General features: G+C 74.4%; 19 protein-coding genes. 7 read left to right on the forward strand and 12 right to left on the reverse strand.

The features are described 5' to 3' along the window. Positions 1-55: 55 nt before the first annotated feature. From FB558_RS12175 to mftF, 5 genes are all read right to left on the reverse strand, one after another. On the reverse strand, positions 56-868 hold the full coding sequence (locus FB558_RS12175) for an SRPBCC family protein (RefSeq protein WP_142051867.1): 813 nt from the start codon (positions 866-868) through the stop codon (positions 56-58). 75 nt (positions 869-943) lie between these two features. Next, positions 944-1,795 carry an FAD binding domain-containing protein gene (locus FB558_RS12180; protein WP_142051870.1) on the reverse strand — a complete coding sequence of 284 codons (852 nt, stop codon included), beginning with the start codon at positions 1,793-1,795 and terminating at the stop codon, positions 944-946. Continuing rightward, positions 1,792-4,275 (reverse strand): xanthine dehydrogenase family protein molybdopterin-binding subunit, encoded by a 2,484-nt coding sequence (locus FB558_RS12185; protein WP_142051875.1) that lies wholly within the window; start codon positions 4,273-4,275, stop codon positions 1,792-1,794. The genes FB558_RS12180 and FB558_RS12185 overlap by 4 nt, the downstream gene beginning before the upstream one ends. A 1-nt stretch (position 4,276) precedes the next feature. After that, positions 4,277-4,789, reverse strand: a complete 513-nt coding sequence (locus FB558_RS12190) for a (2Fe-2S)-binding protein (RefSeq protein ID WP_142051878.1) — start codon at positions 4,787-4,789, stop codon at positions 4,277-4,279. Positions 4,790-5,145: 356 nt separating this feature from the next. Further along, entirely contained in the window at positions 5,146-6,579 is a 1,434-nt protein-coding gene (gene mftF / locus FB558_RS12195) for a mycofactocin biosynthesis glycosyltransferase MftF (RefSeq protein ID WP_246106382.1), read from the reverse strand. Positions 6,580-6,679: 100 nt separating this feature from the next. On the opposite strand from mftF, the gene FB558_RS12200 reads away from it, so the two are divergent. Next, on the forward strand, positions 6,680-7,813 hold the full coding sequence (locus tag FB558_RS12200) for an alkaline phosphatase family protein (RefSeq protein WP_246106383.1): 1,134 nt from the start codon (positions 6,680-6,682) through the stop codon (positions 7,811-7,813). A gap of 5 nt (positions 7,814-7,818) precedes the next feature. Here the strand turns inward: FB558_RS12200 and FB558_RS12205 are convergent, their stop codons facing one another. Continuing rightward, on the reverse strand, positions 7,819-9,036 hold the full coding sequence (locus tag FB558_RS12205; RefSeq protein WP_246106384.1) for an MFS transporter: 1,218 nt from the start codon (positions 9,034-9,036) through the stop codon (positions 7,819-7,821). A 147-nt stretch (positions 9,037-9,183) separates the two neighbouring features. Between FB558_RS12205 and FB558_RS12210 the strand changes: the two genes are divergently transcribed. After that, the gene (locus FB558_RS12210) at positions 9,184-9,435 is read left to right on the forward strand and encodes a hypothetical protein (RefSeq protein WP_142051883.1); all 252 of its coding nucleotides are present in this window, start codon (positions 9,184-9,186) and stop codon (positions 9,433-9,435) included. A gap of 91 nt (positions 9,436-9,526) precedes the next feature. Here FB558_RS12210 and mftE read toward each other — a convergent pair whose 3' ends face one another. From mftE to mftA, 4 genes are all read right to left on the reverse strand, one after another. Beyond that, positions 9,527-10,213: a mycofactocin biosynthesis peptidyl-dipeptidase MftE gene (mftE, locus tag FB558_RS12215; RefSeq protein WP_142051886.1), complete on the reverse strand. Its 687-nt coding sequence runs from the start codon at positions 10,211-10,213 to the stop codon at positions 9,527-9,529. Between the two features lie 130 nt (positions 10,214-10,343). Continuing rightward, positions 10,344-11,567: a mycofactocin radical SAM maturase gene (mftC, locus tag FB558_RS12220; protein WP_142051889.1), complete on the reverse strand. Its 1,224-nt coding sequence runs from the start codon at positions 11,565-11,567 to the stop codon at positions 10,344-10,346. Next, entirely contained in the window at positions 11,564-11,854 is a 291-nt protein-coding gene (gene mftB, locus FB558_RS12225) for a mycofactocin biosynthesis chaperone MftB (protein ID WP_142051892.1), read from the reverse strand. Before mftB ends, mftC begins: the two co-directional genes overlap by 4 nt. Continuing rightward, positions 11,839-11,940, reverse strand: a complete 102-nt coding sequence (gene mftA, locus FB558_RS12230) for a mycofactocin precursor MftA (RefSeq protein WP_142051895.1) — start codon at positions 11,938-11,940, stop codon at positions 11,839-11,841. The genes mftB and mftA overlap by 16 nt, the downstream gene beginning before the upstream one ends. Positions 11,941-12,070: 130 nt before the next feature. Here mftA and FB558_RS12235 point away from each other — a divergent pair, with 130 nt between their 5' ends. The 3 genes from FB558_RS12235 (at position 12,071) to FB558_RS12245 (ending at position 15,751) form a co-directional block, all read left to right on the forward strand. Then, positions 12,071-12,430 carry a DUF952 domain-containing protein gene (locus FB558_RS12235; protein ID WP_246106385.1) on the forward strand — a complete coding sequence of 120 codons (360 nt, stop codon included), beginning with the start codon at positions 12,071-12,073 and terminating at the stop codon, positions 12,428-12,430. A gap of 106 nt (positions 12,431-12,536) precedes the next feature. After that, on the forward strand, positions 12,537-13,241 hold the full coding sequence (locus tag FB558_RS43905) for a TetR/AcrR family transcriptional regulator (protein WP_246106386.1): 705 nt from the start codon (positions 12,537-12,539) through the stop codon (positions 13,239-13,241). Next, a complete protein-coding gene (locus FB558_RS12245) occupies positions 13,238-15,751 on the forward strand; it encodes a PEP/pyruvate-binding domain-containing protein (RefSeq protein WP_142051901.1) in 2,514 nt (837 codons plus the stop codon). Before FB558_RS43905 ends, FB558_RS12245 begins: the two co-directional genes overlap by 4 nt. Positions 15,752-15,918: 167 nt before the next feature. On the opposite strand, the gene FB558_RS12255 is transcribed toward FB558_RS12245, so the two are convergent. Together FB558_RS12255 and FB558_RS12260 are read right to left on the reverse strand one after the other, a co-directional pair. Next, positions 15,919-16,509, reverse strand: a complete 591-nt coding sequence (locus FB558_RS12255; RefSeq protein ID WP_142051904.1) for a hypothetical protein — start codon at positions 16,507-16,509, stop codon at positions 15,919-15,921. 130 nt (positions 16,510-16,639) lie between these two features. Further along, positions 16,640-17,791, reverse strand: coding sequence for a DUF418 domain-containing protein (locus FB558_RS12260; RefSeq protein WP_142051907.1), 1,152 nt, complete (start codon positions 17,789-17,791; stop codon positions 16,640-16,642). 89 nt (positions 17,792-17,880) lie between these two features. Here FB558_RS12260 and FB558_RS12265 point away from each other — a divergent pair, with 89 nt between their 5' ends. Together FB558_RS12265 and FB558_RS12270 are read left to right on the forward strand one after the other, a co-directional pair. After that, positions 17,881-19,110 carry a sensor histidine kinase gene (locus FB558_RS12265; protein ID WP_246106387.1) on the forward strand — a complete coding sequence of 410 codons (1,230 nt, stop codon included), beginning with the start codon at positions 17,881-17,883 and terminating at the stop codon, positions 19,108-19,110. A 165-nt stretch (positions 19,111-19,275) separates the two neighbouring features. After that, positions 19,276-19,932, forward strand: coding sequence for a response regulator transcription factor (locus FB558_RS12270; RefSeq protein ID WP_211366327.1), 657 nt, complete (start codon positions 19,276-19,278; stop codon positions 19,930-19,932). The last annotated feature ends 5 nt before the right edge of the window (positions 19,933-19,937 follow it).

The following is a 19,937-nucleotide window of genomic DNA, read 5'->3' on the forward strand; positions in this document are numbered from 1 at the left end:
CCGGACGAACGGCACTCTCGTCGCTACCTAGCCGACGAGAGTGCCGTTCGTTGCGTCAGGAGCTGGAGCGGCTGCGCTTGATCAGCAGGATGATCAGCAGGAGCAGCACGCCGCCGGCCACCGGGACCAGGCGCTTCAGGACCGGGGCCCCCGCGGTGTCGAGCAGGTCGATCGCGTCGACCTCGCTGCGCATCGGGCCGCTCGCCGGCTTGGTGGCGGTCGGGGTGGCCGCGAGCACCGGGCCCTTCGCGGCATCGGCGCCCGACGGCGAGCCGTTCGGACTGCTGCCGGTCTCGCCCGACGACGCCGGGCCGGACGAGCCGGAGGCGGGGGCCGGGGTGGGGGTGGCGGGGGCGGACGTGGCCGCCGCCGCGCCCGACGCGGGCTTCGGGGACGGGGACGAGCCGGCGGCAGCGCCGGTCTCCGGCGCGAGCTTGCTCGCCACGCACGCCGAGAACTGACCGATGATCTTGTCGGCGACGTCGGAGATCACGCCGCGCCCGAACTGGGCGGGCCGCCCCGTGATCGTCATGTCGGTGACCATCGTGACCGCGGTGCGGTCCGGGCCGTCGGCCTGCATGGTGCCGGTGACGGTGGCGCTGGCGGTGCCGTTGCCCCGGGAGTCGCGCCCGGTCGCCTCGATGACGACCTTGTGGTTCTCGTCGTCGCGCGAGACGTAGGTGCCCTTGCCCTTGTAGGTGAGCGAGATCGGGCCGAGCTTGACCTTCACGGTGCCGGTGAACGAGTTGCCCTCGTACTCCGTCAGGGTGGCGCCCGGGAAGCAGGGAGCCACCGTCTCCGGGGTGTTCAGCGCCTCCCACGCCTTCTCGATCGGCGCGTCGATCGTGAACTTGTTCTCCAGCTGCATCTTCTCAGTCTCCTCCACAATGCGCAGGACGCCCGCCCCGGATGACCAGAGCAGGCGTCCTGCGCAGAACGAGCCTTAGCCTGCGGCGGCCAGCACCGCTCGGCCGGTGAGCACCTTGGCCAGGTGTTCACGGTAGTCGGCCGCGGCATCCGCGTCACTCGGAGCCGACGTGCCTTCGGTGACCCGGTCGGCAGCCGCGCGCACGGCGTCGTCCGTGGCCTGCTGCCCCACGAGCGCCTGCTCGACGCCGATGGCCCGGATCGGCGTGGTGCCCATGTTGGTCAGCCCGACACGGGCCTCCGCGATCGTGCCGCCCTCGACGCGCAGCGCCGCCGCGATCGCGACCATCGACCAGGCCTGCGCCGTGCGGTTGAACTTCTCGTAGTGGCTGCCCCAGCCCGTGTACTTCGGGAACCGGATCTCGGTGAGGATCTCGCCCTCGCCGAGCGCGGTGGTGAAGTAGTCGACGAAGAACTCGGCGGCCGGCACCGTGCGGCTGCCGGAGGCACCCGCGATCACCAGCTCGGCGTCCAGCGCGAGCGCGACGGCACCGAGGTCGCCTGCCGGATCGGCGTGGGCCAGCGAACCGCCCAGGGTGCCGCGGTGGCGGACCTGGTTGTCGGCCACGGTCTCGGTGGCCTGCGCCAGCAGCGTGACGTGCTGCTGCACCGCGTCGTCGCGGATGATGTCGTAGTAGGGCGTCATCGCCCCGATGACGACGCGGTCGCCGTCGTCACGGATCCCGCGCAGCTCGGCGATGCCGCCGAGGTCGACGATCAGCGTGGGGGCCGCGAGGCGCAGGCGCAGCACCGGCAGCAGGCTCTGCCCGCCGGCGAGGATCTTGGCGTCGTCCCCGCCCTGCTGCAGCGCCGAGACGGCCTCCGCCACCGACGTCGGCTTGACGTAGTCGAACTTGGCCGGGATCACTGGACCTCTCCCTGGGGGTTGTTCGGGTCGATCGAGCCGAGGCCCGCGCCCGGCGAGTGGGTGTCGACCGGCGTCTCCTGCGTGGCGCGGCCCTTCGCGTCCTGGATCGCCCGCCAGACGCGCTGCGACGTGCACGGCATCTCGACCTCGGTGACGCCGAGGTGGCGCAGCGCGTCGAGCACGCCGTTGACGATGGCGGGCGTGGACGCGATGGTGCCCGCCTCACCGACGCCCTTGACGCCCAGCGGGTTCGTGGTGGCGGGGGTGCTCACCACCCGCGTCTCGAAGCTGGGCAGGTCGGCCGACGAGGGCAGCGTGTAGTCGACGAACGTGCCGTTGACCAGCGTGCCCTGCTCGTCGTAGTTGGCCTCCTCGAACAGGGCCTGCGCGATGCCCTGGGCGAGACCGCCGTGCACCTGGCCCTCGGCGATGAGCGGGTTGACCACGTTGCCGATGTCGTCCACGCACACGTACTTGCGCAGGTGGACGCGCCCGGTCTCGGTGTCGATCTCCATGGCCGCGAGGTGCGTGCCGTGCGGGAAGGAGAAGTTCTCCGGGTCGAACACCGAGTCGGCGTCGAGCGAGGGCTCCATGCCGTCGGGCAGATCGTGCGCCATGAAGGTGGCGAACGCGATCTCCTGGATCGTCTTGCCCGTCTCGGTGCCGCGCACGGAGAACGTGCCGCCGGAGAACTCGATGTCGCTCTCGTCGGCCTCGAGCAGGTGCGCCGCCACCCGCTTCGCCTTCTCGACCACCTTCTGGGCGGCGTTGACGATCGCGATCCCGCCGACGACCAGCGAGCGCGACCCGTAGGTGTCGAGGCCCTTCGGCGAGACCTGGGTGTCGCCGTGCAGGATCTCGACGTCCTCGAACGGGACACCCAGCTGGTCGGCGACGATCTGGCTGAACGCCGTCTCGTGGCCCTGGCCGTGCGCGGAGGCGCCGGTGATGACCTCCACCTTGCCGGTGGCGAGCATCCGGATGCTCGCGGCCTCCCAGCCGCCCGCGCCGTAGGACAGCGAGCCGAGCACCCGCGACGGGGCGAGCCCGCACATCTCGGTGAACGTCGAGATGCCGATGCCGAGCTGCACCGGGTCGCCCGAGCGCCGCCGCTCCTCCTGCTCGCGACGCAGGCCCGCGTAGTCGAACAGGTCCATCGCCTGCTGCGTGGCCTGCTCGTAGTTGCCGCTGTCGTAGGTGAGCCCGCACACCGTGGTGAACGGGAACTCCTCGTGCTTGATCCAGTTCTGCTCGCGCAGCTCCATCGGGTCGCGCCCGAGCTCGACGGCGAGCTCGTCCATGATCCGCTCGATGGCGAAGGTGGCCTCTGGACGGCCGGCGCCGCGGTAGGCGTCTGTGAGGGTCTTCGTGGTGAAGACGTTGGTGCAGGCGAACTTGTAGGCCGGGAACTTGTAGATCGCGTTGAACATGAACGCGCCGAGGATCGGCACGCCCGGCCCGACAAGGCCTAGGTAGGCGCCCATGTCCGCCAGGAGCTTGACGTCCAGGCCGGTGACGGTGCCGTCCTTCTTCGCCGTGATCGTGATGTCCTGGATCTGGTCGCGCCCGTGGTGGGCGGCCAGCAGCGACTCCGAGCGCGTCTCGGTCCACTTCACCGGCTTGCCGAGCTTCTGCGCGAGTGCGACGCAGAGCATCTCCTCGGGCACGACGCCGATCTTGCCGCCGAAGCCGCCGCCCACGTCGGGCGCGATGACCCGCAGCTTGCTCTCCGGCACGCCGAGCGTCACCGTCGTCATCGTGCGCAGGATGTGCGGCACCTGCGTGGAGGCGTAGAAGGTGATCTGCTCACCGGTCGGGTCCACGACGACCGAGCGCGGCTCCATGAACGCCGGGATGAGCCGCTGCTGGCGGAACCGGCGGCGCACCACGACGGAGTCCGGGTCGGCCTCGGCCGCGGCGATCGCATCGGCGACGCTGCTGCCGGTGCCGGCCTCGGCGGAGTCGAACACCCAGGTGGCGCTCTCGTTGGTGCCGAGGTCGGGGTGCACGAGGGTGGCACCGTCGGCGACGGCGGCCTCCATGTCGAGCACCGGGTCGAGCGGCTCGTAGTCGACGTCCACGAGCTCGGTGGCGTCCTTGGCCTCCGCGGCGGTCCGGGCGACGACGACCGCGACGCCCTCACCGGCGAAGTGCACCGCGGTGCTGGCCAGCAGCGGGCGCTGCGGCGCCTTCTGGTCGGGGGTGATCGGCCACGCGCAGGGCAGGCCGACGCCCTCGACGCCGAGGTCGGCAGCGGTGTAGACGCCGAGCACGCCCGGCGCCTGCTTCGCGGCGGACGTGTCGATGCCGTTGATCCGCGCGTGCGCGAAGGTGGAGCGGACGACGGCGATGTGCAGGGTGCCCTGCGGGGTGATCGCGTCGGTGTAGCGGCTGCGGCCGGTGATCAGCCGGGCGTCCTCCTTGCGGACGCGGGAACGGCCGACCTCGGCAGCGGTGGTGGGTTCGGCGGTCGTCGTCATGTCAGCCTCCGGCCACGGAGGTCGGGGTGTCGGCCGGGGCGGTGGCTCCGGGCTTCATCGCCTGCGCGGCGCTCTGCACCGCGCGGACGATGTTCTGGTAGCCGGTGCAGCGGCAGAGGTTGCCCTCCAGGCCCTCGCGCACCTCGCGCTCGTCGGGGTCCGGGTTGTCCCCGAGCAGGTCGACGGCCTGCATGATCATCCCCGGTGTGCAGTACCCGCACTGCAGCGCGTGGCACTCGTTGAACGCCTTCTGCACCGGGTGCAGCTCGCCGTCGCGGGCCAGACCCTCGATCGTGAGGACCTCGCCACCGTCGGCCTGCACGGCGAGCACCGAGCAGGACTTCACGCTCTGACCGTTCAGGCGCACCGTGCAGGCGCCGCAGTTGCTGGTGTCGCAGCCGACGACGGTGCCGGTCTTGCCCAGTCGCTCCCTCAGGTAATACACCAACAGCATGCGGGGTTCGACGTCGTCGACGTACTCCACGCCGTCGACGGTGACCCGAACCTGTGCCATGTGACCTCTCCTCACCACGAGCGTGGTGCCGCCCTCGCGCGATGCGCGAAGGATCCGCACTGGACGCACCGGACGCAGCCGAGCCGACGCCCGGGTGCCGCACACGTCGTTGTGGCGGCGGGCACAATCACACCGCCGATCTTCCGGCCACGCAAGGTCGACCGGAGGGGATGCGCCGACGGTGTCCCGCTCCCGGGCCGCGCGCCCGTCGAGCGGAGCCACACAGGACCGCACATCCGGCCCGGCAAGGCCATCGCTTTCCGCAGATGCGGAACCCGATGCCGCACAGGATCACCTGTCCGGACCAGTCCCGATGACGCGGTGGAGCGGGCACCGGCGACCGGGATCGACGGAGTTCAGCGGGCCGCGGCAGGCCGTTCCCGGCCGCCCTCGCCCGTTCCGACCGGGCGCAGCGGTCCCAGCGTCCGGTGCCGGATCGCACCCCACCACAGGCCGCCGCCGTAGGCGAGGTCGTCGAGCCTGCGGGCGAGCAGGTACGCCGGCAGGCCGGGGCGGTCGGGATTGCCGCGCCGGCGCCACCAGTCCAGGACACCTTCCGCGAGCGCGATCACCGCCACCGTGCGCCGGGCCCGCCGCGACACCAGGCACGCGACGAGCGAGACCGGCCAGTAGTGCCGGGTGACGGCGTCGGCGGTCTGGGCGACGGTGCCGAGCGCGCCGAGCCCGATCAGCCGGGCCGCGACCGGCCGCGGCTCCTGCACGGGCAGCAGGCGCGCGAGCCGCTCGGCCGCCCCCGCTGCCACGGCGAGCGCGGCCAGCGCCGCCAGGGGACGGCCGCGCAGCAGCAGCACCGCCACCGCGGCGGACCAGGTGTTGAGCACCATCGGCGGCACCGAGCCGGGATGGCGCAGCGACAGCGGCGCGGCACCGGTGCCGTAGTAGGCCTTGCGGAGCCACCAGGCGCGCAGCGTCGTGCGGTGGTCGTGCGCGACCCGGGCTGCGGGCTCGTAGCGCATCCGCCAGCCTGTCTCGTGCAGGCGCAGCACGAGGTCGACGTCCTCGGCCACGTGCATCCGCTCGTCGAAGCCCGCGCCCACGGCGTCGCGGCGCACGAGCATCGCGGCGCTCGGCACGTAGGCCACCCGGCTCTTGGGCACGACCAGCGCCGGCTCGGCCCCCTGGTCCAGCGAGGACCGCACCGCCTCGTAGCGCGACAGCCAGCCGTCCAGGGGCGCCAGCGCGACGATCCGGGGCGCCGCGAGCGCGACGGCCGGGTCGGCGAAGCGCGCGAGCAGCGGTTCGAGCCAGCCCGGCTGCGGCACGACGTCGGAGTCGAGGAAGGCCACGAGCCGGGTGCGCGCGGTGGCGAGGCCCGCGTTGCGGGCGGCGGCCGGGCCCCGCGCGCGCTCGTGCCGCAGCAGGGTGGCGCCTGCCCGTTCCGCGACGGCCCGGATCCCGGCCGCGTCGGCCGACCCGTCGTCGACGACGACCGTGCCGCCGAGCCCGGCCGGCAGGGCGGAGAGCAGCCGCGCGAGCCCGTCGACCCGGTCCTTCACCGGCACGACGACGGTGACCTCCGACGCGGCGGGCACCGCCGACGCGGGTTGCGCCACGGGGTGGGCGATGCCGGCGTCGAGGAGCCTGCGGGCGAGCGTCGCCGACGTCGGGTCGCCGACCTCGAGCTCGCCGCCGTCCAGGAGGGCGGCCGCGGCGGCGGTGAGCCGCAACATCCGGGGCGGGGCACCCCCGAACAGGACGGTGCCGCCATCGACGACGAGCGCCTGCCGATCGAGCGCGACCCGCATCCCGTCCGGCAGCACCTGATCCACACCCGCGAGCCTAGAGCCCGCACCTTGGAGCCGTACTGCTGTTCTCACGGCGAAAAATCAGCAGTAAGGCTCCAAGGTGCTGTGGGGGATGCTTGGACGCGTGAGCTCGCCCCTCCTGCCGTCCTACGCCTGCTCGCTCGCCTCGGTGCTGCCCTCGCTGCTGGGCGCGCTCGGTGTTCCCGGCCCGCCGGCCGCACTCGCCGTCCCGCCGGTCCGCGCCGCGGCGCTGTTGCTCGTGGACGGGCTCGGCAGCGAGCTGCTGCGCCGCCACGCGGCGGACGCGCCGTTCCTGGCGGGGCTGCCGGACGCGGGGCCGCTCACGGCGGGCTTCCCGTCGAGCACCTCGATCAGCCTGGCCACGCTGGGCACCGGCGTGCCGCCGGGGGCGCACGGCCTGCTCGGGATCGCGCTGCGGACCGGGGGTGAGCTCCTGGACACCCTCACCTGGACGGCGCAGGGCACCCGCACGGACCTGCGGGAGCAGCTGGTGCCCGAGCAGGTGCAACCCGTGCCGACCGCGCTGGAGCGCGCGGAGGCGGACGGCGTCGAGGTCACCGTGGTGTCGTTGCGGGAGTTCGCCGGCTCCGGGCTCACCCGGGCCGCGCTGCGCGGTGGCCGCTTCCACGGCACGCACGCGCTCGGCGACCTGGCCGCCGGCGTCCTCACCGCGGTCAGCGGCAGCGGGCGGCAGCTCTGCTACGGCTACCACCGCGACCTCGACGCGATGGGGCACCTGCACGGCCCCGGCTCGCTGCCGTGGCGGTTGCAGCTCGCCCAGGTCGACCGGCTGGCGTCGCTGATCGTCGAGCGGCTGCCACCCGACGCGGTCCTCGCGGTCACCGGCGACCACGGGATGGTGGCGGTGGACCGGGTCCACGACGCCGACACCGACCCGGTGCTGTCCGACGGCGTCGCCGCGGTGACCGGTGACCCACGGGCGCGGCACGTCCACGTCCTCCCCGGTGCCCTCGACGACGTCCTGGCGACCTGGACCGCGCAGCTCGGCGACGGCGCATGGGTCGTCCCGGGCGAGCAGGCGGTCACGGAGGGGTGGTTCGGGCCGGTGGCGGCCCACGCGCGCGACCGGATCGGGGACGTGGTGGTCGCGGCCCGCGGCGGCACGGCCGTGATCCGCTCGGTGGCCGAGCCGCTGATCTCGCGCATGCCGGGACAGCACGGGTCCCTCACCGCCGACGAGCAGCTCGTCCCGCTCCTGCTGGCCCGGGCGGTCTGACGGGTTCAGCGCGCGGCGGCGGGTTCCCGACGGCCGGCCAGCACCGGGGACAGGCCCAGCACGACGAGCGCGGCGGCCGGGATGGCGAGCAGCGCCACCCGCAGGCCGGCCGTGTCGGCCACCAGCCCGATCAGCGGCGGGCCGGCCAGCAACGAGATCCGGTTCACCGTGCCGACGAGTGCGAGGCCGAGCCCCCGCGGGAGCCGGGGCACGGAGTCCGCGGCGCGCATCGCGGCCGGTATCAGCGTGCCGATGCCCAGGCCCACCGCGCCGAACCCGACCACGGTGCCCGCGGCCGTCGGGACGGCCAGCGCGAGGGACATCGCCCCGGCGGCGAGGGTCGCACCCGCGATCGCCACGGCGCGGTCGCCGAAGCGGGTGACCAGCCCGTCGCCGAGCAACCGGCCGACGGTCTGCAGCGCCTGCAACGCGATGAACCCCAGCCCGCTCGCGGCCGCCGCGGCACCCAGGTCCTCCCGCAGGTAGACCGCCGACCAGGTGGCACCCGCGTCCTCCATGGACTGCGCCATCGCGGCGATCACCCCCATGGCGAGCACCGCGGGCCCGATGCTCCACCAGCGCAGCGGACCTCGGTCCCCGTCCGGCCGGGCCGGCGCGTCCTGGTCGTCGCGGCCGGGGAGCAGGAACCGGGCGACCACCGCGCCGAGGAGCGCGAACACGACCGCCGCCACCGCGAGGTGCCAGGGCAGCGGCACCGCGAGCCCGGTGGCCGCGGCACCCGTCACCCCGCCGAGGACGGCACCGATGCTCCAGATCCCGTGCATCGAGTTGAGGATCGAGCGGCCGTAGCGCCGTTCGACCCGCAGGCCGTGCGCGTTGACGGCGAGGTCGGCGACGGAGTCCGCGGCGCCCATGAGGAACAGGACGGCCGCGAGCGCCGCCCACGACGGCGCGAGCCCGATCAGCACGACGCTCGCCGCCAGGCAGAGCGTGCTGGTCGGCGCCACCCGGACCGAGCCGAACCGCGCCACGAGCGCGCCTGCCAGCGGCCCGGCGACGAGCCCGCCCAGCGCCGCCGCGCCGACCGCGGTGCCGAGCTCGGTGTTCGAGAGGTCGAGGGCGGCCTTGAGGTCGGGGTAGCGCGGAACGACGTTGGCGAACAGCGCCCCGTTGGCGAAGAACAGGGCGGCGACCGCGCCCCGGGCCCGGCGAACCTGCGGCGGAGGCCGCATCATGCGGATCACGGCGGGTACGGCAGGCATTGTGATGATCCTTCCCCACGGCCTCCGTCCGGTGCACGGCGGTTTCCCGCAGCTGTCCGCAACCTCAGATGTTCCTCAATTCCCTGGCCCGCGCCCCGGAGTTCCTCCACGCTCGGTCGGGAGAGCTTCCGAACCGGGGGGTGCGACATGGAGCTCGTCGTCGACGTCGAGCTGACGGCCCGCGACCGATCGATCCTGCGCGCGGTGGTGAGCGGGCGCGCCGAGCTGGTCTGGGGCTCCGAGCCGGACCTCTACCTCGACGGGCGGTTCTGCTGCGACCAGAGCGCCGTGCACCGGCTCGTCCGGGCCGGGCTGATCGCGCCAGCCTCCGAGGCCTCCGTCGGCGAGCGGCTCCCGGCCGTCGTCACCACGGCGGGTCGCCTGGAGCTCGTGGCCTGATCGTCCGCGACGTCGCACACCGACTTCGGACCTCCCGCACCGACTGCAGTCGGTGTGCGAGCGCAGCGATCGGTGTGCGAGCGGCAGGGGGTCAGGCCAGGCGGCCTGTGCCGTCGGGCCGCCACGCGTCCAGGCGGGCGCGGAGCGCGTCGGTCATCTCGGCCAGGAGGCGTCCGCCCTCCTCCGCGCTCGCACCGGTGGGGTCGCCGAGGACGCCGTTGGGGCTCACCGCCGCGACGCCGCCGGCGCGCAGGGCCGGGAGCAGCTCGGCCAGCGGGGCCGTGGCGCCGGGCTCCGCGGCGTCGCGCCGGACGGCCGCGGGGTCGAGGGCGAGCAGGATCGACGTCTCGGTGCGGCCGGCGTGCGCGTCGCCGCCTGCCACCACGCACGGCGACCAGGCGGCGTCGCGCCCCTCGTCCCGCAGCCGCGCGACGGCGTCGGGCACGGTCGGGAGGTTGCCGCCGTGCCCGTTGACGAACACCAGGCGCGGCGCCCACCGCGACGCCGACCGGCCGAGCTCCACGAGGACCGCGCGCAACGCCTCGTGCCCGATCGAGAGCGTGCCGGGGAAGCCCTCGTGCTCGCCGGACGCGCCGTAGGCCAGCGGGGGCGCCACCAGCAGCGCGTCACCGTCCGCAGCGGCGCGGCGGGCGACGGCCGCGGCGATGCGGGTGTCGGTGTCCAGCGGCAGGTGCGGCCCGTGCTGCTCGAACGCGCCCAGCGGGACGAGCAGGGTGCGCGCCGGCACGCCCGGCCAGCTCGCGTCGCCCAGGTTCACAGCGCCTCCCCCACGTCGTGCCCCTCCCGCACGGCGGCGTCGGCCACCCGAGGGAGCTCCCCCGACGAACGGCACTTTCGTCGGCAAGGTGCCGACGAGAGTGCCGTTCGTCGGGCAACTCCGGCTCCGGTCAGGCCCCGGCGACCGGGATCCGCAGCCGCGAGTCGCTCGCGTCGTCGGGCATCCCTGCCAGCGGGCTCGTCTCGCACGCCTTGTCCGGGCGCCGGCCGATCGTCACCGGCACCGGGCCGCGGGAGTTGCGGGGCGCCGAGCGGGAGTGGTCGACCTCGGACCTCGGGATCACGGTCGAGGCGTCCCGCGCGGCGAGCGCCTGCTCGCCGAAGCCGCGCACGCACTCCGGGTCCGGGCCGTCCAGCGGCAGGCCGGTGAAGAACTTCGCGGCCATGCACCCGCCCTGGCAGGCGTCGTAGAACCCGCACCTGCGGCACGCCCCGCCGGTCTGCGGCTGCCGCAGTTCGGTGAACAGCTCCGAGCTCCGCCAGACCTCCTGGAAGCCGCCCGGCGAGCGGACGTTGCCCGCGAGGAAGTTGTCGTGGATCGCGAACGGGCACGCGTAGACGTCGCCGATCGGGTCGATCAGGCAGACCACCCGGCCCGCACCGCACAGGTTGAGGCCGGGCAGGGCCTCGCCGTACGCGGAGAGGTGGAAGAACGAGTCGCCGGTGAGCACGTCGTCACCGCGGGCGACCAGCCAGTCGTAGAGCTGTCGCTGCTGGTCGGCGGTGGGGTGCAGCTCGTCCCACACGTCCGCGCCCCGCCCGGACGGCCGCAGCCGCGTGATCCGCAGCTGGGCGCCGTACTCGTCGGCGATGGCCTTGAACTCGTCGAGCTGGTCGACGTTCTGCCGCGTCATGACCACGCTGATCTTCGGCTGGCCGAACCCCGCCTCCGCCAGGTTCTGCAGCGCCCGCATCGCCGTGGCGTACGAGCCGGGGCCGCGGACGTGGTCGTTGACGTCGGCGGTGGCCCCGTCGAGCGAGATCTGCACGTCGACGTAGTCGGTGGCGGCCAGCTGCGCCGCCCGCGCCTTGTCGAGCTTGATCCCGTTCGTCGAGAACTTGACCCCGACGTCGTGGGTGACGGCGTAGTCGAGCAGCTCCCAGAAGTCCGAGCGGACCGTGGGCTCGCCGCCGCCGATGTTGACGTAGAAGACCTGCATCCGCTGCAGCTCGTCGATCACCGACTTCGCCTCGGCGGTGGACAGCTCGCGCGGGTCGCGCCGACCGGAGGAGGACAGGCAGTGCACGCACGCCAGGTTGCAGGCGTAGGTGAGCTCCCAGGTGAGGCAGATCGGGGAGTTCAAGCCGTACTGGAAGTGGTCCACGAGCTTCACGGGCGCTCCTCGATGGTTCCGTTCGCGGCCAGCCCGGCCAGTGCGCGCAGGTAGGCGGGGCGCTGCGACTCCTCGACGCCCGCCGCGTCGATCGCGGCGTGCACCGACGGGTGCTGCTCGAGCCCCGAGACCACCGTGACGAGCTGCGGCGTCTTCAGGAACGACAGCTTGCGCGTGCCGAAGTGGTAGACGAGCGCCCCGAACGGTTCGGGGCGCACCGCCACCCGGGGGCTGCAGCGATGGGGCCGCTCCGGGTCGAACACCGGGGCGGTCAGTAGACGCCGCACATGCCGTCGATGGAGACCTCCTCGACGAGCGTCTCCTCGACCACGGGCTCCTCGACGGCCTGCTGGGTGTCGTTCGTGGGGGCCATGTGCTCCTCCTGGCGTCGTCGACCGGTCGCGCCCGACGCTAATTGGCACCCGGTGCCAAAGACAAGACCTCCGCTGCCCCGTGGCCGGGGCCGGACCCGGCCGATCGGGGAGGGCGGGACACTGCGGTCCGTGGACACGACACCCTTCCTGCACATCTCGAACCCGGCCGAGTGGGAGGCCGTGCGCGCGGCCGGGGTGATCGCACCGCCGTCGCTGGACGAGGTCGGGTTCGTGCACCTCTCGACCCCCGAGCAGGTCGCGCTCCCGGCGAACCGGATCTACGGCGGGCGGACCGACCTGCTACTGCTCGTGCTGGACCCGGAGCGGATCGGCGTCGAGGTCCGGTTCGAGCCGGGCGTACCCACCGACCCGGGGTCGATGCGGTTCCCGCACGCCTACGGGCCGATCCCGGCATCGGCCGTGGTGGACGTGCGGCCGTACGCGCCGGGACCCGACGGCAGCTTCGGACCGCCGGACCTCGACGGCTGAGACCCCCCGGAAGATCTCGCGGAGACGGCCCGGCCTGCTCCGCACGATCCGATGTGGCACCATGATGACCGGGTTCGTTCATCCGGTCATCATGGGAGGGGACGCCGTGTCGCCACGCGGTGTGCCGGTCGATCCGGCCGAGCGGGCGGGCCGCATCCTCGACGCCGCGGCCCGCCTGCTGCTGCGGTACGGCCACGACCGCACGACGATCAGCGACGTCGCGCGGGAGGCCGGCGTCGCGAAGGGCAGCGTCTACGCCCACTGGCGCAGCCGCGAGCTGCTCTTCCTCGCCCTGCTGCGCCGCGAGCAGGCGGCCGTGCGCGCCGAGGTGCGCGACCGGCTCCGCGCCGCGGATCGCCCCGCCGACCTGGAGCTGCTCATCGCCGAGAGCGTCCGCGCCTACCAGCGCAACCCGCTCGTCGCCGCCGTCCTCACCCGGAACACCGACGTCCTCGGCGACCTGGCGAGGGTGACGGGCGACCAACGTTCGCCGGGCAGCGTCGTCGAGCTCCTGGTCGCGCTGCGCGCCGGTGGCTGGATCCGCACCGACCGCTCCCTCGCCGAGCAGGTCACCGTGCTCACCTCGGTGTACCTCGGCTACTTCCTGACCGAGCCCCTGCTGCCCGGCGAGTTCCACGTGCCCGACGACGCGGTGCCGGGCCTCATCGCGGAAACCGTGCGGCGCGCGCTCGAACGCCCGGAACCGCTCGGCCCCGACGAGGTGGCGGCGGTGGACCGGGTGGTGCACGACCACATCGCCGCCGCAGCCGCGGCGGCCGAGGAGCGGCTGTCGGGGGAGGACAGGGCATGACCAGCACCTACGTGATGGGCCTGGGCGAGCCGGAGGCGGATCTCGCGACCACCGGGGGCAAGGGTGCGTCGCTCGCGGCGCTCACCCGCGCGGGCCTGCCGGTCCCGCCGGGCTTCCACGTGACGACCGCCGCCTACCGGCGGTTCGTGGCCACGCACGGCCTGCAGGACGAGATCGTCGCCGTCGCCGCAACCGAGGACGCCGCGGACCGGATCGCCGCGCTGTTCGCCGCGCACCCGGTGCCCGAGGAGATCGCCAGGCCGATCCGGGAGGCCTACGCGGCGCTCGGCGCCCCCGCGGTGGCCGTGCGCTCCTCCGCGACCGCGGAGGACCTGCCGGGGGCCTCCTTCGCCGGCCAGCAGGACACGTTCCTCGACGTCTCGGGCGCCGACGACGTGATCGACGCCGTGCGGCGCTGCTGGGCGTCGCTGTGGACGGCACGCGCCATCTCCTACCGCAGGCGCGAGGGCATCGACCCCGGTGACGTGGCGCTCGCCGTCGTCGTGCAGGAGCTGGTCGACGCGGACGCGGCGGGGGTCCTGTTCACCGCCGACCCCGTGACGGGCGCGACGGACCGCATGGTCGTCAACGCGACGTGGGGACTCGGGGAGTCGCTGGTCGGCGGGTACGTCACCCCGGACGAGCTGGTCCTCGACGCCGCGACGGGTGCGGTGCGCGAGCGGCGCACCGGCGACAAGGCCGTGATGACCGTCCGCACCCCCGATGGCCCCGTGGAGCGCCCCGTTCCGGACGACCGCCGCGCCGCCCCGGTCCTCGACGACGCGGACGCCGCCGCGCTCGGCGCGCTCGGCAGGCGCATCGCCGCGCACCACGGCCGGCCCATGGACGTCGAGTGGACGCGCTCCCGGGGGGAGTTCGCGATCGTGCAGGCCCGCCCGATCACCGGGCTGCGCGACCCGTGGAACGAGAGCCGGGACGGCGACTTCCTCTGGACGAACACCAACCTGGGCGAGGCGATCCCCGACGTCATGACGCCGAGCACCTGGTCGATGGTGCAGCTGTTCATGTCGCGGGCGATGCCGACGCTCTCACTGCCCGGCTTCCGCGGCTACGGCATCGTCGGCGGCCGGTTCTACCTCAACCTGAGCCTGTCCGCGGCGATGTCCCGGCTCGTCGGGATCTCCGGGTCCCGCTTCCGGTCGCTCACCGAGAACACGTTCGGGCGGCTCCCGGCCGGAGTCGGGATCCCGCCGGTCCCGCTGTCGCCGCTGCAGGTGCTGCGCCGGCTCGTCCCCACGGCCGTCCGGTTCGTGGCGAGCGTGCCGGGCACCCTGCGACGGCTGCCCGCGTTCGTCGCCGAGAACCCGCGCCGCTGCCCCGAGCTCATCGCCCGCATCGAGGCGACGGCCGAGCCGGTGGCGCTGGCCCGGCTGTGGGACGACGAGGTGCGCCCGCTCGTCGTCACCGGCTCGGACATGCTCGCCGCCGCCGGGCGCAGCGACCCGGTCGCGCTGCTGACCGCGCAGAAGCGGCTCCGCAAGCTGGTCGGCGACGCCGACGCCGCCGCGCTGACGTCCGGGCTCACCGTCGACGGCGAGGTGCTCGCCAGCCTCGGCCCGGTGGTCGGGCTCGCGCTGGTGGAGCGCGGCGACATCGATGAGGCCACCTACGCCGAGCGCTACGGGCACCGCAGCCCGCACGAGTTCGAGGTGTCGATGCCGCGCCCGGTCGAGCGGCCCGGGTGGCTGCAGGGCCAGCTCGCGGCGTTGCGCGAGGCCGGCGCCGACCCGCTCGAGCTGCTGCGCAAGCAGGAGGCGGCCCACCGAGCGGCCTGGGAACGCCTGGTCGCCACGCACCCGCGGAAGGTGGCGGCCACCCGCAAGCGGCTGCAGCGGTGGGCCCGCGCGGCGCGCGCCCGCGAGCAGGCGCGCACCGAGGTCGTGCGGACCTTCTCGGTGGTTCGCGCGCACCTGCTGCGCGCGGGCGAGCTGACCGGGCTCGGCGGCGAGGTGTTCATGCTCGACCTTGACGAGGTCGCCGCCGTGCTGCGCGGCACTCCCGCCCCGGACACGGCCGAGCGGCGCGCGGCCTACGAGCGCTACACCGCCCTCCCGCCGTACCCGACGCTGATCCGGGGCCGGTTCGACCCGTTCGCCTGGGCGGCCGGCCCGGACCGGCGCGGCGACCTGTTCGACGCCACGGCCGCGCCCGCGGCACCCGACGGAACGGTCTCCGGCTTCCCCGGCGCGAGCGGGGTGGTGGAGGGCAGCGTGCGCGTGCTGCGGTCGGTGGACGAGGGCGAGTTGCTGCGCCCCGGCGAGATCCTCGTGACCACCGTGACCAACATCGGCTGGACGCCGCTCTTCCCGCGGGCCGCCGCCGTCGTCACCGACGTCGGGGCACCGCTGTCGCACGCCGCGATCGTGGCGCGCGAGCTGGGCATCCCGGCCGTCGTCGGGTGCGGGAACGCGACGAGCGTGCTGCGCACCGGTGACCGCGTGCGGGTGGACGGCAGCCGCGGGACGGTGGAGCCCCTCCCCAGCGGCTGACGGGTCACGGCCGGGGACGGCCACGGTCAGGCCGTCCAGGCGTAGGCCGGGGCCCCTGGAGCAGGCCCGCCACCGGCACGCCGACGCCTCGGTCAGCGACCGGATCGCGGCGGTCTGCCGCGCGATGCGCGCCTGGGCGATCACCCATCGCGCGGAGTTCGGCACGCTCAGCGGCTGCCGACGGGAGCCCGGGGCGGGGCCAGCGTCGTCCACAACGGCCAGCCGACGAACCAGATGCCGACGACCGGGGCGAGCCGCGCACCCCAGGACCACATCGGATCGGTGAACCAGTCGGGCGGCGCGGGGATGCCGGTGCCGGCCACGAGGGCCGTCACCGCGATCACGCCGAGCGAGATCGCCCAGGCCAGCAGCATCTTGCCCCACTCCTTCCACTCGTAGGCGACCTTCGCGGCGCCGTAGCGGGGCGGGCGCGGCGGGGGCGGGCCGCCTGCGAAGCGGTGGGCGAACCGGCCGTCGGCCCAACGGACCATCGAATGTCCGAAGGCCACCGTGAAGCCCAGGTAGACCGCGGCCAGCCCGTGCGTGAGCCCGGGAGGGGACCCGTTCGCGACGTCGACGAGGGACGCCGTCACCAGCACGACGTCCAGCACCGGCACCAGCACCAGCAGCACCGTGCTCAGGCGGCGTGCCCGCAGCACGTACCGCGCCACCAGGCCGGCGCCCAGCAGCACCCAGAAACCGACCTCGCAGGCACCGATCAGCAGCACCAGCGGGTTCTCCGACACGAAGCGACCCATGGCCACGAGCCTCGCCGGTGGCGGCGCTCCTGTCGTCCGTCGCAGGACCGATCTCCCCCGTACGACCTTCGACGGACCCCCATGACGAACGGCACTCTCGTCGGCTAAGTGGCGACGAGAGTGCCGTTCGTCAGCGGGGGGTGTGCTCGCGGGGCGCGTAGAGGTTGTGCATCAGCAGCTCCAGGGGGCCGCGGTCGAACCTGCGCAGCCACAGCGGCGCGGCCACCAGCAGCGCCGCGGAGATGCCCGCCCAGAGGCCGACCACCCACCACGGGCCTGCGGTCGCGAACCGCTCGGCGAGCCCGAGGCCCCAGCCGTAGCAGAGCGCGGAGGCGAGCACGTTCTGCAGCACGTAGCACGACAGGGCGGTGCGGCCGACCGCCGTGACCCCGCGGCGCAGCGGGCCCGCCGGGCCGCGGGCGCGCAGGACGAGGGTCGTCACCAGCGCGAGCAGGCCGAGGGCGACGAGCGGCGGGGCCAGGTAGCGGTCGACCAGGAACCAGTCCTGCCCGAGGGTCGCCGTCAGCGCGTTGAGCGGGATGCCGATCCCGAGCCCGGCGGCCATCAGCCGCCGGCGGATCCGCGCGCCCGCACCGGTGTCCCCGAACGCCCCCGCCCGCACCAGCCGGGACCCGACGAGGAACAGCACGACCGACGACGGGACGATCAGCACGAGCTCGATCCGGAACAGGGCGATGTCCTCCAGCCGCGCGGCCACCTGATCCGGCCAGCTCGCGGTGAGCGCCGCGTCCGACGCCGTCCGCGCGGCGGGGCCGTCGGGTGCGGCGAGCAGCAACCCGGTGAGCCCCGCCACGATGACGGCGTACAGGCCGCCGACGACGCCCACCCACGCCCGCACGGCCCGGTCGCTGCGCCCCACCAGGTAGGCGACCAGCAACGACGCGATCGCGTACCCCATCAGGACGTCGAACTCGAACACGAGCACGTAGTGCACGAGCCCTTCGACGAACAGGATCGCGGCCCGGACCGGGTACCGGCCGGGCCACGGGTTCCCGCGGCGCACCGCCGACCGGTACTGCAGCTCGATCCCCACCCCGAACAGCAGCGTGAGCAGGGCGAGGAACTTCCCGTTGGCGATGGCCTGCATCGTGCGCTGCACCGGATCCGCAGCCGCGAGGCCCTGGGTGAACAGCGCCGCCGGACCGCCCGGATCGGCGAACAGCCAGACGTTGGTGCCGAGGGTGCCGAGGATCGCGACGCCGCGCAGGACGTCGAGCGCGGCGACCCGGTCCGGTGCGCGCACGGCGGTGGTCGAAGCCATGACGGGAGGATCGCTGCCACGGCACCGGCGGGTCGTCGGTCGCGGGGATGATCCCCGCGCGCCCGGTCGTGCGACCTTCGATCGACGCGGTGCGCGCGCGTGCCGTGTTCAATGGCCCCGTGATGGCGCTGCTGTCGACGGGACGCGCGCGGCGGGTCGACGCGCTCTACGCCCTCGGCTACTTCGTGATCGGCACGCTGCTGCACCTGGTCGTGCCGGACGTCGCCGTCCGCCTGAACGAGGGTTCCGATCCGTCGACGTGGCTCGTGCTGGGTGGGCTCGCGGTCGCGGCGCTCGGCGAGACCCAGCGCCGGGCGCGACCGGTCCTCGGGCTGGTGATCGCGCTGGTCGCCCTGGTCGGGATGGTGCAGCTGGCGTTCGTCCCGCTCGCGATCATGCTGGTGCTCGGCGACCTGCTCTACTGCTCCGTCCTGCACACGTCGCGGCGGGTGAGCTGGGCGGTGGCCGGTGCCTGCGCGGTCGTGGCCGGCGGGGCGGCCCTGATGAGCCTCGTGTTCGAGGGCGGTCGCGCCGCCGTCCTCGTGCTCCTCAACCTCGGGCTCGTGCTCGCCGTGCCGGTGCTGTGGGGGCGCGAGGTGCGCCTGCACAGCGAGCACGCCGCGGCCGAACGGGAGCGCGCCGAGCAGGCCTCCCGGATGGCGGAGCTGGACCGCTCGGCCGCGGTGGCCGCGGAACGCGCGCGGATGGCCCGCGACCTGCACGACGTGATCGCCGGGCAGCTGTCGGGGATCGCGATCCAGTCCGAGGCCGCCCTCACCCTGCCCGATCCGGACCCGGTCGTCCTGCGGCGGGTGCTCGCGTCCGTGCGCCGCGACAGCGTCGCGTCGCTCACCGAGATGCGCACGATGATCGGCCTGCTGCGCGCGGACGGCGCGGGCGACGCCGACCCGCGCACCGCCCCCGCCGGGCTCGACCGGCTGGACGCGCTGCTGGAGTCCGCACGGGCCACCGGGCTGCGCATCACCGTGGACGACGCCCGCGCCGGGGCGCCGGTGCCGGCCGCGGTGGACCTCGCCGCGCACCGCATCGTGCAGGAGTCGCTGACCAACGCCGCCAAGCACGCCCCCGGCTCCCGGGCACGCCTGCACCTCGACGACTGCGACGGAGAACTGGTGATCGAACTCGACAACGACCTCGTGCCCGACGCCCCACCCGGCGGCGGCACCGGCACGGGGCTCCTCGGGCTGCGCGAGCGCGCGGACGCCGTGGGCGGCACCGTCGCGGCCGGGCCGGACGGCGGGCGCTGGCGGGTCCGCGCGGTGCTGCCGGTGCCCGCACCGGCCGAGGTGGCGCGATGAGCGAGCGTCAGCGAGCGAATCATGGGCACAGTGCCTGCGCGCTGCGTTGTTCCCCGATGGGCCGGGCGAGCGTCAGCGAGGCCGAGCGATGAGCGAGCGTCAGCGAGCGAATCATGGGCACAGTGCCTGCGCGAAGCGCCGGCCGAGCGTCAGCGAGGCCGAGCGATGAGCGCGCCCGCGGTGCCCGTCCGCGTGGTCGTGGCCGACGACCAGGCCGCGATCCGCACGGGACTCGGGATGATCCTCGACGCCGCCCCGGACATCACGGTGGTCGGTGAGGCCGCCGACGGGCTCGCCGCCGTCACGATGGCCCGCGAACAGCGTCCCGACGTCGTGCTGATGGACATCCGCATGCCCGGGATCGACGGCATCGAGGCCACGCGCCGGCTCGTCGGGGACGCGGTCTGCGAGGTCCTCGTGCTCACCACGTTCGACCTCGACGAGTACGTCGACTCGGCACTCGCGGCCGGGGCGGCGGGCTTCCTGCTCAAGTCGGTCGACGCGCCCGCGCTGCTCGCCGCGGTCCGCGCGGTCGCCCGCGGCGACGGGGTGCTCGCCCCCGAGATCACCCGGCGGGTCATCGCGCGCCTCGGCGCCCCGGCCCGCAGCCCGGCCCGGCCGGCCGGGCTGGACGACCTCACGCCCCGCGAGACCGACGTGCTCGCCTGCCTGGGCCGCGGCCTGTCCAACGCGGAGATCGCGGCGGAGCTGGTGATCACCGAGGCCACCACGAAGACGCACGTCTCCCGGGTGCTCACGAAGCTCGGGTTGCGGTCACGGGTGCAGGCCGCGATCGCGGCCCAGGACGCCGGGCTGACGTAGGCCGG

Source organism: Pseudonocardia kunmingensis, assembly GCF_006716445.1.
Taxonomy (GTDB): Bacteria; Actinomycetota; Actinomycetes; order Mycobacteriales; family Pseudonocardiaceae; genus Pseudonocardia; species Pseudonocardia kunmingensis.

Bases quoted from the DNA above. Each gene is read 5' to 3' on its own strand.
- FB558_RS12175 (WP_142051867.1), bottom strand. From the start codon at position 868: ATGCAGCTGGAGAACAAGTTCACGATCGACGCGCCGATCGAGAAGGCG.
- FB558_RS12185 (WP_142051875.1), bottom strand. From the start codon at position 4,275: ATGACGACGACCGCCGAACCCACCACCGCTGCCGAGGTCGGCCGTTCC.
- FB558_RS12190 (WP_142051878.1), bottom strand. From the start codon at position 4,789: ATGGCACAGGTTCGGGTCACCGTCGACGGCGTGGAGTACGTCGACGAC.
- FB558_RS12205 (WP_246106384.1), bottom strand. From the start codon at position 9,036: ATGCCTGCCGTACCCGCCGTGATCCGCATGATGCGGCCTCCGCCGCAG.
- FB558_RS12210 (WP_142051883.1), top strand. From the start codon at position 9,184: ATGGAGCTCGTCGTCGACGTCGAGCTGACGGCCCGCGACCGATCGATC.
- mftA (WP_142051895.1), bottom strand. From the start codon at position 11,940: ATGGCCCCCACGAACGACACCCAGCAGGCCGTCGAGGAGCCCGTGGTC.
- FB558_RS12245 (WP_142051901.1), top strand. From the start codon at position 13,238: ATGACCAGCACCTACGTGATGGGCCTGGGCGAGCCGGAGGCGGATCTC.
- FB558_RS12255 (WP_142051904.1), bottom strand. From the start codon at position 16,509: ATGGGTCGCTTCGTGTCGGAGAACCCGCTGGTGCTGCTGATCGGTGCC.
- FB558_RS12260 (WP_142051907.1), bottom strand. From the start codon at position 17,791: ATGGCTTCGACCACCGCCGTGCGCGCACCGGACCGGGTCGCCGCGCTC.
- FB558_RS12270 (WP_211366327.1), top strand. From the start codon at position 19,276: ATGAGCGCGCCCGCGGTGCCCGTCCGCGTGGTCGTGGCCGACGACCAG.